At 71.3% G+C, this 13,087-nt stretch carries 8 protein-coding genes; all 8 read left to right on the plus strand.

Going from position 1 to position 13,087, the window contains the following annotated elements:
* Positions 1–4: 4 nt before the first annotated feature.
* Positions 5–709 (plus strand): rod shape-determining protein MreD, encoded by a 705-nt coding sequence (gene mreD / locus ACE1OC_RS27125; protein ID WP_266908934.1) that lies wholly within the window; start codon positions 5–7, stop codon positions 707–709.
* Positions 710–722: 13 nt separating this feature from the next.
* Entirely contained in the window at positions 723–2,903 is a 2,181-nt protein-coding gene (mrdA, locus tag ACE1OC_RS27130; RefSeq protein ID WP_407839209.1) for a penicillin-binding protein 2, read from the plus strand.
* A gap of 15 nt (positions 2,904–2,918) precedes the next feature.
* Positions 2,919–4,121 (plus strand): rod shape-determining protein RodA, encoded by a 1,203-nt coding sequence (gene rodA / locus ACE1OC_RS27135; RefSeq protein WP_250739465.1) that lies wholly within the window; start codon positions 2,919–2,921, stop codon positions 4,119–4,121.
* A gap of 137 nt (positions 4,122–4,258) precedes the next feature.
* A complete protein-coding gene (locus ACE1OC_RS27140; RefSeq protein WP_407839210.1) occupies positions 4,259–5,785 on the plus strand; it encodes a CHAD domain-containing protein in 1,527 nt (508 codons plus the stop codon).
* 73 nt (positions 5,786–5,858) lie between these two features.
* Complete coding sequence (locus tag ACE1OC_RS27145) at positions 5,859–7,784, plus strand: TIGR03960 family B12-binding radical SAM protein (RefSeq protein ID WP_250739463.1); 1,926 nt, start codon at positions 5,859–5,861, stop codon at positions 7,782–7,784.
* A 189-nt stretch (positions 7,785–7,973) separates the two neighbouring features.
* Positions 7,974–10,952, plus strand: coding sequence for a hypothetical protein (locus ACE1OC_RS27150; protein WP_407839211.1), 2,979 nt, complete (start codon positions 7,974–7,976; stop codon positions 10,950–10,952).
* Positions 10,953–11,056: 104 nt separating this feature from the next.
* Positions 11,057–12,133 carry a hypothetical protein gene (locus tag ACE1OC_RS27155; protein ID WP_407839212.1) on the plus strand — a complete coding sequence of 359 codons (1,077 nt, stop codon included), beginning with the start codon at positions 11,057–11,059 and terminating at the stop codon, positions 12,131–12,133.
* Positions 12,134–12,269: 136 nt separating this feature from the next.
* A complete protein-coding gene (locus tag ACE1OC_RS27160) occupies positions 12,270–13,061 on the plus strand; it encodes a TIGR03936 family radical SAM-associated protein (RefSeq protein WP_274553336.1) in 792 nt (263 codons plus the stop codon).
* The last annotated feature ends 26 nt before the right edge of the window (positions 13,062–13,087 follow it).

The raw sequence follows: 13,087 nt of genomic DNA on the forward strand, positions 1-13,087 counted from the left end.
CATCATGCGTTTCAACCGGATCCTGCTCTCGGGCACGCTCGTCGTGGTCGCCCTGGTCGTCCAGGTCTCCATCCTGGGCCGCCTCCAACTCCCCGGAGCCGTCCCCGACCTGGTCCTGCTCACGGTCGTCGCCCTCGCACTCGTGTACGGGTGCGTCAGCGGCGCCCTCATCGGCTTCGCCGCCGGCCTCCTCACCGACCTGGCCCCGCCCGCCGACCACGCCGCCGGCCGCTACGCGCTCGTGCTGTGCGTCATCGGCTACGTCGCCGGCCTGGTCCGCCCCGACACCGGGCGGTTCCGCTCCGCCTGGGGCCCGATGCTCACGGTCGTCGGCGCCGCCTTCGTCTCCACCCTGCTCTACGCGGGCGTCGGCGCCCTGGTCGGCGACACCGCCGCCCGCCACGTGGGGCTGAGCGGACTGGTCTTCACCGCGGTCCTCTACGACCTGCTGCTCGCCCCCTTCACCGTGCCGTTCATCATGGCCCTGGCCCGCCGCGCGGAGAACGACCCGATGGCCGTCGAGGCCAACGGCGGTCCGCCCGCGGGCAAGGACATCGCCTCCGGCTGGCTGGCCGGCGGCACCGGGCTGCGGATCGGCAGCCAGCGCGGCGGCCTGCGGATGAAGACCGCCCGCAGCCGGGCCAACCGGGCCGGCCGGATAAAGGGCGTCAAGGGAATCAAGGGTGTGAAGAGCGTCAAGAAGCTGTGAGGGAGGAGTCCACGTGACCAACATTCCGGAGACCGGCCGTACCTCCCGGGTGCAGATCCGGCTCGTGATCATCCAGGTTCTCGTCTGCTCGATGTTCCTCACCCTCGGCGGCCGGCTCTGGTACCTCCAGATCCGCAACGGCGCGGAGTACTACCACGAGGCGAAGAGCAACCACGTCCAGCGGGTCGTCCAGCCGGCCGTGCGCGGGACGATCCTCGACGCCCGGGGCGTCGCCCTCGCCGACAACGAGACCCGGCTGGTCGTCTCCACCAGCCGCACGGCGCTGATGAAGATGAAGGACCGCGGCAAGGGCGTCATGACCCGGCTCGCCGGCGTCCTGGACATGACCCCCAAGGAGGTCATGGAGAAGGTCCGCCTCTGCGACTCCCAGACCCCCGCGCCCTGCTGGAACGGCTCCCCGTACCAGCCGATCCCGATCACCCTCGACGCCACCACGCAGCAGGCCCTGCAGCTGCGCGAGCGCCCGGAGGAGTTCCCCGGCATCACCGCCGAGCCCGTCGCGATCCGCCGCTACCCGGCCCCCGGCGGGGCCCGTACCTCGCAGGTCCTCGGATACCTCTCGCCGGTCACCGACGACGAGATCCAGAAGGCCAAGGACACCGACTCGCCGCACCTGCGCTCCGACCAGGTCGGCCGCTCCGGGATCGAGCGCACCTACGACAAGTACCTGCGCGGCAAGGCGATGGTCACCTCCTACGAGGTCGACAACCTCGGCCGGGTCATGCACCAGACCGAATCCGACGCCGGTGTGCCCGGATCCACCCTCGTCACCAGCATCGACGCCCGGGTCCAGTCCGTCGCCGAGTACGAGCTCCAGCAGGCCATGAAGACGGTCCGCCAGGAGACCGACAAGATCACCGGCCGCAAGTACGAGGCCGACTCGGGCGCCGTCGTCGTCATGGAGACCAAGACCGGCCGGGTCGTCGCCATGGCCTCCCAGCCCGACTACGACCCCAACGCCTGGGTCGGCGGCATCGCCGCCAAGGACTACGCCAACCTCACCAGCGACACCTCCAACTACCCGCTGCTCAACCGGGCCATCCAGGGCCAGGCCCCCGCGGGCTCCATCTTCAAGGTGGTGTCGGCGAGCGCGGCCGTCCGGGCCGGATACGCCTTCGACGACAAGTACAACTGCAGCGCCTCGTACAGCATGGGCAACCGGAGCTTCGCGAACTTCGAGTCCAAGGGGCACGGCCCCATCACCCTCGGCGAGGCCCTCAAGTTCTCCTGCAACACCGTCTTCTACGCCCTCGGACACAAGGAGTGGCAGCGCGACGGCGGGCTCAAGCCCAAGAAGGACGCCCACGACTGGTTCTACCGGACCGCCCGCGAGTTCGGCCTCGGCTCCGAGACCGGGATCGACCTGCCCAACGAGGTCTCCGGCCGCATCCCCGACCGCCACTGGAAGCAGTCCTTCTGGGCGGCCAACAAGAACTCCTGGTGCAAGCAGGGCAAGAAGGGCGGCACCTACGTCGAGCAGATCGCCTTCGAGAGCTGCCTCGAAGGCAACCAGCTCAAGGCGTACGACAGCATCAACTTCGCCATCGGCCAGGGCGACGTCCTCGTCACCCCCATCCAGATGGCCACCGCCTACGCCGCCATCAGCAACGGGGGCACCCTCTTCGACCCCACGGTCGGCAAGGCCGTGATCAGCGCCGACGGCAAGCACGTCCAGATGATCAAGCCCAAGCCGCACGGCCGGCTGCCGATCGACGCCAAGACCGTCAAGGACCTCGACAAGGGCCTGCGCATGGTCGTCGAACCCGGCGGCACAGCCGCCTGGCGCTTCGGCGGCTGGCCGCTCGACAAGATCCCGATGCGCGCCAAGACCGGCACCGCCCAGGTCTACGGCAAGCAGACCACCTCGTGGCTGGCGACCTACACCGACGACTTCACCATCGTCATGACCATCTCCCAGGGCGGCACCGGCTCCGGAGCCTCCGGCCCCGCCGTCCGCAACATCTACAACGCCATCTACGGCCTGGACATGGCGGGCAACCAGGACCTGAAGAAGGCGCTCCTGCTGGGACCGGAGAAGAACCTGCCCAAGATCCGCCCCGACGGCGGCATCGATTCCCCCGAGATCCGGCCGTACGTACCGCCGTCCCCGGAAGAACTGGCGCCGCCCGCGCTCGCCGGCCCGCCCGCCCAGCGCCCCGCGCAGCACGACTGAGTACCGAGGACCGACATGCAGACCGCCAACAAATTCTCCGTGGCCCGGTACGCGCCGGAGCAGCGGGGAGCGATGGCCAAACTCACCGCCCGCGACTCCGTGGTGCGCCGGCTCGACTGGCCGATACTCCTCTCCGCGCTCGCCCTCTCCCTCATCGGCGCCCTGCTGGTGTGGTCGGCGACCCGCAACCGGACCTCGCTGAACAACGGGGACCCGTACTACTTCCTCTTCCGGCACGCCATGAACACCGGCATCGGCCTCGTGCTGATGATCGGCACCATCTGGCTCGGCCACCGCACCCTGCGCGGCGCCGTCCCGATCCTCTACGGGCTCTCCGTGGTCCTGATCCTCGCCGTGCTCACCCCGCTCGGCGCCACCATCAACGGCGCCCACGCCTGGATCGTGGTCGGCGGCGGCTTCTCGCTCCAGCCCTCCGAGTTCGTGAAGATCACGATCATCCTGGTGATGGCGATGCTGCTGGCCACCCGGGTGGACGCGGGCGACCTCGCCCACCCCGACCACCGCACCGTGGTCAAGGCGCTCTGCCTGGCCGCCTTCCCGATGGGCATCATCATGCTGATGCCCGACCTCGGCTCCGTCATGGTCATGGTCGTCATCGTGCTCGGCGTCCTGCTGGCCTCCGGCGCCTCCAACCGGTGGGTGCTGGGCCTGCTCGGCTCGGGCGTCGGCGGGGCCATCCTGATCTGGCAGCTCGGCATCCTCGACGAGTACCAGATCAACCGCTTCGCGGCCTTCGCCAATCCCGAGCTCGACCCGGCCGGCGTCGGCTACAACACCAACCAGGCGCGCATCGCCATCGGCTCCGGCGGCCTGACCGGCTCAGGGCTCTTCAAGGGCTCGCAGACCACCGGCCAGTTCGTGCCGGAGCAGCAGACCGACTTCGTCTTCACGGTGGCGGGGGAGGAGCTGGGCTTCGTCGGAGCCGGGCTGATCCTGGTGCTGCTCGGGGTCATCCTGTGGCGCGCCTGCATGATCGCCCGCGAGACGACCGAGCTGTACGGCACGATCGTGTGCGCCGGGATCATCGCCTGGTTCGCCTTCCAGTCCTTCGAGAACATCGGCATGACCCTCGGGATCATGCCCGTGGCCGGCCTCCCGCTGCCCTTCGTGTCCTACGGAGGATCCTCGATGTTCGCCGTGTGGGTGGCCATCGGGCTGCTCCAGTCGATCAGGGTGCAGCGGCCGATGTCGGCTTGATGCCCGCCGGACCGGGGCCGGACCGGCCCCGGTCCGCCCGGCACGGGGCGGCTTGATCCGTCGGTTCCCGGGCAGGTTTTCCGCCGCCCCCGCCGTTTTCCTTCCCGCCGTCTTCCGTTCAGGACTACGTTCGATCCATGGCGGACACGAAGCGCGAGATCGAGCGCAAATTCGAGTTCAGGACCACCAAGGCCGGACGGCGCGGCGTACCCGACCTGACGGGCACGGCCGCCATCGCGGCCGTGACCGACCAGGGCACGGCCGAGCTCGACGCCGTCTACTACGACACCCCCGACCAGCGGCTCGCCGCCGACGGGCTCACCCTGCGCCGCCGCACCGGCGGCAAGGACGCGGGCTGGCACCTCAAACTGCCCGTCGCCCCCGGCGTGCGCGACGAGATCACCGCCCCCCTCGGCGACACCGTCCCGGACGCGCTGACCGCCCTGCTGCGCTCCCGCGTCCGCGACACCCCGCTGGAACCGCAGGTCAGGCTCCTGTCCTCGCGCCACGTCAGCCACCTCCTCGACGCCGACGGCACCCTCCTCGCGGAGCTGTCCACGGACGCGGTGCGGGCCGAGCGCGCGGACGCCACCGCCGCCTGGACCGAGGTGGAGGTCGAGCTCGCCGACGGAGCCGACCCGGCGCTGCTCGACGCCGTGGAGAAGACCTTCCGCAAGGCCGGACTCCGGGTCAGCGACGCCCCCTCGAAGCTCGCGCGGGCGCTGACCGAGACCGGCGGGGAACCCCCGGCCCGTATCCCCGGCGCCGACACCGGCCCCGCCGGGGACACGGTGGGCGCGCACGTGCTCGCGTACCTGCGCGAACAGCGCGACACCCTCATCGCCCAGGACCCCGCCGTACGCCGCGGGCTGCCCGACTCGGTCCACCAGATGCGGGTCGCCACCCGGCGCCTGCGCAGCGCCTTCAAGACCCACCGCCGGATCCTGGACCCCGCCGAGACCGGCCCGATCGGCGAGGAGCTGCGCTGGCTCGCCGCCGAGCTCGGAGTCGACCGCGACCAGGAAGTGCTGCTCGAACGGATCCAGACCCGGCTCGACGAGCTCCCGCGCACCCTCGTGCTGGGCCCGGTCCGCGGCCGCCTCAAGATCTGGAACGTCGCCCGCCGCACCGGTGCCCGCCGTGCGGCGCTGGCCGCGCTCGACAGCAGGCGCCACGTGGCCCTGCTGAACGCCCTCGACGCCCTGCTGGCCGACCCGCCGCTGCAGAAGGCCGCAGGCCGGCCGGCGGAGTCGGCCCTGCCCGCGGCGGTCCTCGCGGACTACGAACGCCTCGGCGGCCGGATCGAGGCCGCACTGTCCCTGGACCCGGGCGAGGGCCGCGACCTGGCCCTGCACGAGGCGCGCAAGGCCGCGAAGCGCGCCCGGTACGCGGCCGAGGCGGCGGCCCCGGCCCTCGGCAAACCCGCGCGCAAGCTGGCCAAGGCGGTGAAGGCGGTCCAGACCCTGCTCGGCGACCACCAGGACGGGGTCGTCGCCCGCGAAGCCCTGCGCGGACTCGCGATCCAGGCGGCGGGCGCTGGGGAGTCCGCCTTCACCTGGGGCGTGCTCTACGCCCGCGAGGAGGCGCTGGCCGAGCGCCGCGAGCGGGAGCTGCCACAGGTGTGGGCGGCGACCGCGGGACCGGCGGCCGCACTGCGCGGCTGATCTTGCGGGCGGGGGTGCTCCGGGCCCCGGGGTACGCTTGAGAGTCGCCCCCTGCCCGCTTCACGAAAGTCGCGTGATGACCGAGTCGGTCTTCCCTCAGCTTGAGGCCCTGCTTCCGCACGTCCAGAAGCCGATCCAGTACGTCGGCGGTGAGCTCAACTCCACGGTCAAGCCGTGGGAGAGCGCCGACGTCCGCTGGGCGCTGATGTACCCGGACGCGTACGAGGTCGGGCTCCCCAACCAGGGCGTCATGATCCTGTACGAGGTGCTGAACGAGCGCGAGGGCGTGCTCGCGGAGCGCACGTACAGCGTGTGGCCGGACCTCGAAGAACTGATGCGCGAGCACAAGGTGCCCCAGTTCACCGTGGACAGCCACCGCCCCGTGTCGGCCTTCGACGTCTTCGGGCTCTCCTTCTCCACCGAGCTCGGCTACACCAACATGCTGACGGCACTGGACCTCGCGGGCATCCCGCTGGAGGCGAAGAACCGTACGGTCGACCACCCCATCGTGCTCGCGGGCGGCCACGCGGCCTTCAACCCCGAGCCGATCGCGGAGTTCATCGACTGCGCGATCATCGGCGACGGCGAGCAGGCCGTCCTCGACATGACCGAGATCATCCGCGCGTGGAAGGCCGAGGGCCGCCCGGGCGGACGCGAAGAGGTGCTGCTGCGCCTCGCGAAGACCGGCGGCGTCTACGTGCCGGGCTTCTACGACGTCGAGTACCTGCCGGACGGCCGCATCGGCCGCGTCGTCCCGAACCGCTCCGGCGTGCCGTGGCGCGTGTCCAAGCACACCGTCATGGACCTCGACGAGTGGCCCTACCCCAAGCAGCCCCTGGTCCCGCTCGCCGAGACCGTCCACGAGCGGATGTCCGTGGAGATCTTCCGCGGCTGCACCCGCGGCTGCCGTTTCTGCCAGGCCGGCATGATCACGCGCCCCGTGCGGGAGCGAAGCATCACCGGCATCGGCGAGATGGTGGAGCGCGGCCTGAAGGCCACGGGCTTCGAGGAGGTCGGCCTCCTGTCCCTCTCCTCGGCGGACCACACCGAGATCGCGGACATCGCCAAGGGCCTGGCCGACCGCTACACGGACGACAAGGTGGGCCTCTCCCTCCCGTCGACCCGCGTGGACGCCTTCAACGTGGACCTGGCCAACGAGCTGACCCGCAACGGCCGCCGCTCCGGTCTGACCTTCGCCCCCGAGGGCGGCTCCGAGCGCATGCGCAAGGTCATCAACAAGATGGTCTCGGAAGAGGACCTGATCCGTACGGTCGCCACCGCGTACGGCAACGGCTGGCGCCAGGTGAAGCTGTACTTCATGGTCGGCCTGCCCACCGAGACCGACGAGGACGTGCTGCAGATCGGCGACATGGCGGTCAACGTCATCGCCAAGGGCCGCGAGGTCTCCGGCCAGAACGACATCCGCTGCACCGTCTCCATCGGCGGCTTCGTCCCCAAGCCGCACACCCCCTTCCAGTGGGCCCCGCAGCTGTCGGCCGAGGAGACGGACGCCCGCCTCGGCAAGCTCCGCGACAAGCTCCGCGGCGACAAGAAGTACGGCCGCTCCATCGGCTTCCGCTACCACGACGGCAAGCCCGGCATCGTCGAGGGCCTCCTGTCCCGCGGCGACCGCCGCATCGGCGACGTCATCCGCGCCGTGTACGAGTCGGGCGGCCGCTTCGACGGCTGGCGCGAGCACTTCTCGTACGACCGCTGGATGCAGGCCGCGGAGAAAACCCTCCCCGCCTACGGCGTGGACGTGGCCTGGTACACGACCCGCGAGCGCACCTACGAGGAGGTCCTCCCCTGGGACCACCTCGACTCCGGCCTGGACAAGGACTGGCTCTGGGAGGACTGGCAGGACGCCCTCGACGAGACCGAGGTCGAGGACTGCCGCTGGACCCCGTGCTTCGACTGCGGCGTCTGCCCGCAGCTCGACACCAGCATCCAGATCGGCCCGACGGGCAAGAAGCTGCTACCCCTGTCGGTCGTGAAGTAGCGCCTCCGAGCCCCGTTCGCATGCCGAAGGCCCGCCCCGTGATCGGGGCGGGCCTTCGGGTGTTCCGGCGGACCGGTGTGCCGTCCGTCATAAATGGCGAACGGGTGTCCACACGGTTCGCTAGGCTCCGCTGGCTCCTGGGCCGCAGTGATCGACACGAGGCGGGGGCGTGAATCCTGGGGGGATCACTTGCCACAACGCTTCAAGGGTGTCCGCTGTCGAGCGAGAGGCGGACGCCAAGGCGTCGTCGCGCTCGTCGCCCTGATCATCGCCGTCCTGGCCGCTCTCGTCGGACCCGCCGGCGTGGCCACGGCCGCCGCCGCACCGCAGGACGGGGGACAGGCCGCCGCCGCTCCGTCCGTACCCGCGACCGGGTCGGCCGGGCCCACGGCCGAGGGCGCGCCCAAGGCCCCACCCGCCCCCAAGGCGCCGCCCGCCGAGCCCGAGCCGAAGCCGCGGGACCCCGCGGCCGAGCGGGCCGCGGCCGCGCGCGAGATCCGTGGTGCCGCGGCCGCCGAGACCTGCTCGGGCGCCCTCGCACCCGACGCGGTCCACACCTGCACCAAGCCCTCGGGGACGGGGTCGTTCCGGTTCACGTTCTCCCTGACGGCGGCGACCGACCTGGTCCTCGTCCAGGCCGTCGACCTCGACGGCCGCGGACCCGCGTACACCACACTGACCGGGCCCGACGGATCAGCCGTGACCTGCACCGGCCCGCAGGGCTCGTACGGCGAGACGAGATGCCCGACCAGCAAGGCGGGCGCGTACACGCTGGACGTCAGTTCCTCCTCGGACGGCTTCTCGGTCTCCTACCGATCGCTGGTCTCCAGCACCACCTGTGCCAAGGTGGCCGCGTCCGCGGTCGCCCTCGGGGCGCCGAAGCTCTTCGAGGCCACCGTGGCCGCCGGCTCCACCGGTGACTGCCACCGCCTGCCGACGAACATCGTCACCAACTCCGTCCTGCGCGTGCACCTGACCTCGTACGAGGTGCAGGGCACCGTCTTCGACGCCTCCGGCAAGCAGGTCTGCTCCACCCGCGTCCAAAGCTCGCAGGACTTCGACTGCAAGCTGACGGGCACCGCTCCCTACACCGTCCTGATCAACCAGGACTACGGACGCAGCGCGGCCTACGGCTTCACCGTCGCCCGCCTGTCCTACGGGGCCGGCTGCCCCGTAGTCGACGTGCAGGCCTACGGCACCGTCCCCGACGCCACCTCCAAGGCGCCCTGCCGGACGCTGCGCGTGGCCGCCGCCGGTCCGCACTCCTTCGGCCCGACCTGGACCCCCTCGTGGATGTCCGGGCAGCTCTACCGGCTCAACGGAACGCCGGCCTGCCCGCCCGAGCTCCTCAAGCCGTGCAACCTCGCCGCAGGTTCCTACACCTGGGCGCGCGACGCCAACAGCACCGGTGCGGACCCGTACGGCTTCTGGTTCTACGCAACCACCCAGTCCGCCGGCTGCACGGACGTACGCGACGACGGCTTCGCCTCCGGCCCGGCGACCGGCTCCTTCACCGGAGTCGGCCAGCGGCTCTGCCGGACCCTGCCGACGGCCACCGGCAAGGGGCTGTACTTCTACGACAACCCGCCGGCGGACGGCGGCGCGGACGTGAACACCACGGTCTACGACGCCAAGGGCGTGCAGCAGTGCGAGGCCACGTCCGTCCTCGACGTCTGCAAACTGACCGGCACCGCCCCCTTCCGCGCGGTCCTCAACGGCCCCGCCTCCGGCAACTACCGGGTGACCATCCACGGCACCGGCAACACCGCCGGCTGCACGACCTGGAACAGCGCCGCCTTCGGCCCCTCTCTGGGCAGCCGGGCCAATCTCACCGCTGACAGGCAGGTCAAGTGCCTCGCCCTCGCCGTGGGCAAGCACGCGACCGCGGAGATGATCGACTACACGAACACCAGCAAGCGGGTCAACGCCTCGGTGCAGATCTACGACGCCGCCGGCAACCCGGTGTGCAGCACGGTCGGCGGAACCACGACCAGCTGTGTGCTCCAGGCCGCCTCCGCCTATCCGGCGCTGCTCATCGGTACCGGCTACGCCGACAGCTACCAATTGGTCCGCCGGGACATCTCGCAGACCGCGAAGTGCCCCGCGCCCAAGTCGCTGACCGTCGGCGGCGCGTCCACGGGATACACCTTCAAGTCCGCCCTGGACAGCACCTGCGTGCAGTTCAAGACGGCGACCACCGACAAGCTGGTGATCTCCAAGCGGACCCCCGGAGCGGCGTACCGAACCGGCGCGGTGCTCGTCGTGGTCGACGCCACCGGAAAGGCCGTCTGCCGGCAATGGGGCTATGCCTGCCGGGTCACCGGCTCGACGGGGTACCTCGTCTACGTGCTGGCCTCCGGCTACGACGGCAGCACGCCCATCGCGGCGCACATCGACACCTGGCGGGTCGCCACCGCGGCCGGCTGGGCTCCGGAGTGCACCACGAAGCGCATCGGGGCGGAGAACTTTCCGGTGCGCGGCGGCACCCTGACCGAGGACGCGGCGGGTTACTGCGCCGTCGCCGACATGAAGCCCGGCCAGCGCTTCGACCTCTACGGCGCGGACAACAGCGTCGCGAGCTCGACGAATCCCAACGCGGAGTTGATGGCCCCCACCAGTTTCACCGGCTCGGGCCACGACCCGGTGGCCCATTGCGACAACCGGAACATCGGTGACTTCAACTTCTCCTGCACGACCTCGGCCGACGCCCCGAAGGGCGAGTACCTGTTCCTGCTGAGCGCGTACACGGCTGCCACTCCGCTCAAGTACCAGATGCAGGGCGTCTGCGACTTCCCCTGCACCACCCGGCCGAAGCAGGCCGACGCCACCTCGGTGACGCCGGCGACGAGCCCCGTCAAGACCATCACCAAGGTGACCTTGCGCGGAAAGAACCTGACCCTCGGTACCGCGGTGGTCTTGAGGGCCGACGGCGGCAGCACGAGCCCGGACCGGTCGGTCAAGGCCACGGCGGTCAACGCCGAGGGAACCGTGCTCGTCGTGCAGCTCAGCACCTTCGGCATCGAGCCGGGCACCTACGACCTGGTGCTCGACTCCCCCGGTTACACCTGGGGCACCCGCTCACCGGGCTACCTCCCCGGTGCCTACAAGGTGACCGCAGCCCCGCCGCCCGCGCGGACCCCGCCCGGCGGACACCCGCTGGCGACCTGACCGGACGACGACGGCCCGCCCCGACCTGGGGGCGGGCCGTCGTCGTGTCCGGACCCGTGGGTGTTCGCCGCAACGGCTGGGGCTCCTACGGAGTCCTTATCCGTATGGAACTGGAAGAGGCGCGCGCACCCGGGGGAGAAGGCTGCCTGGTCGGAGTCGTGCGGATCCCCGTGAAGATCGTGGCGGTCCTGATCGTGCTGCCCCTGCGGGTGGTCTGGGATCTGCTCGTCGCCTTCGCGCGGACGCTCAACCGGACGGTCCTCGGGCCGCTGGGGCAGGGGTTGCGCCGGCTGTACGAACTGCTCCTGCTGCCGGTGCTGCGGGGGACCGGATGGCTGATCGGGGTCCTGTTCAAGCTGGTCTTCTACTGGCCCTGGGCGGGTCTCTGGCGGTACGTCGTGCTCCCGCTGGGGCAGGCCGCGTACGCGTATCTGCTGAGGCCGGCGGGCGTGGGGCTCTGGCGGTACCTCCTGGTCCCGGTCTGGGAGTACGGGCTGCTGCCCGCCGGGCGGGGCATCGCATGGCTGCTCGCCGGCGCGGTCCGGTACCTGCTCGTCCTGCCGGGCGGCGCGCTGTACCGCTACGTCCTCGCCCCTGTCGGGCACGGCCTGCGGTGGCTGGGGCGGGTGCTCGTGGTCGGTGTGGTCTGGTCGGGCAAGGCGGTGTTCGTCTGGCCGTGGGTTGCGCTGTGGCGGTACGTCGTACGGCCCGTGGCGGGCGGAGCGTGGCGGTATCTGCTCGCTCCGGTCGGGCGCGCGGTGTGGGCGTACCTGTTCGTGCCGCTCGGGCAACTGCTCGTCTCGGCCTGGCACCTCGCGGGGCGGGTCAGCCGGGCGCTGGGGCGCGGGCTGGTGTGGCTGTGGCGGTGGGCCGTGGTGCGGCCCGCCGGATGGCTGCGCCGGCACGTGGTCACCCCCGTCGGGAACGCGCTGCGCGCCGGGTGGGCCGTCGGCCGCCGCGGCGTCCGCGCGGTGCACCGGCAGGCGATCGCTCCCGTCGGCCGTGCCGTCGCCGAGGTGTGGCGGACCACCCGCCTCTCGGTGCGCGAGGCGCGGGCCGACGTACGGCGGGCGCTGTTCGGGGGGCCGCCCCGGGAACCGGCGAGGTCACGGGCGCGTACTCTGGGTAGTAACAGAGCCGCAGGCGACACACCCGCCCCCGAGATCTCCCTGCACAAATAAGCAGGGGTGAGCCGGAGGGCAGGCGTGGCCGGCAGGCCCCACAGACCTCAGGGCGACGCGCGAGCCGCGGAGCCCCGCACAAGGAGATGAACCACTGGGCAAGCGACAGCCCGAAGGCCCGCCTCCCGCACCGGTAGTGCAGCGCATCCGTCTGCGCTACACCAAGCGCGGCCGCCTCCGGTTCACCAGCCACCGGGACTTCCAGCGCGCCTTCGAGCGGGCCCTGCGCCGCTCCGAGGTGCCCATGGCGTACTCGGCGGGCTTCACCCCGCACCCCCGCGTCTCGTACGCGAACGCCGCCCCGACCGGGACCGGCAGCGAGGCCGAGTACCTGGAGATCGCCCTCGCCGAGCCCCGCGACCCCGCGGTCCTGCGCGAGCTGCTCGACGAGTCGATGCCCGTCGGCCTCGACATCATCGACGCCGTGGAGGCGCACACCTCCGGTCTCGCCGACCGGCTGACGGCCTCCGTGTGGGAGCTGCGCCTGGACGGCGTGGAGCCCGGGGACGCGCAGAAGGCGGTCGAGGCCTTCCTCGCGGCCGAGGCCGTGGAGGTCCAGCGCCGAACCAAGAACGGCATGCGGACCTTCGACACGCGTGGCGCCGTGGTCAGTCTGGAAGTGGTTCCCGTTACGGGGACCGCGGAGGCTGATAGGCCCCTGGACAATGCTTGTGCGATACTGCGGCTGGTTGTTCGGCATCTGACACCTGCCGTGCGACCCGACGACGTCCTGTCCGGTCTCCGAGCTGTGGCCGACCTAACGCCGCCGGTCCCCGCTGCGGTGACCAGGCTGGCGCAGGGGCTCTTCGACGAGGAGTCCGGCACGGTGACCGACCCGCTCGCGCCCGACCGCGAGGCTGTCACGACCGCCCCACCCACGGCGGCCGTAACCGCCGACGCGAAGGCGCCGGAAGGTCCCGCCGCGTAGGGATCGTCGTCGTCGCGCAGCCCTGG

Source organism: Streptomyces stoeckheimensis (genome assembly GCF_045822005.1).
Classification (GTDB): Bacteria; Actinomycetota; Actinomycetes; order Streptomycetales; family Streptomycetaceae; genus Streptomyces; species Streptomyces stoeckheimensis.

Excerpts from the sequence above, each read along its gene's own strand:
- mreD (WP_266908934.1), top strand. The coding sequence starts at position 5 with ATGCGTTTCAACCGGATCCTGCTCTCGGGCACGCTCGTCGTGGTCGCC.
- rodA (WP_250739465.1), top strand. The coding sequence starts at position 2,919 with ATGCAGACCGCCAACAAATTCTCCGTGGCCCGGTACGCGCCGGAGCAG.
- ACE1OC_RS27140 (WP_407839210.1), top strand. The coding sequence starts at position 4,259 with ATGGCGGACACGAAGCGCGAGATCGAGCGCAAATTCGAGTTCAGGACC.
- ACE1OC_RS27155 (WP_407839212.1), top strand. The coding sequence starts at position 11,057 with ATGGAACTGGAAGAGGCGCGCGCACCCGGGGGAGAAGGCTGCCTGGTC.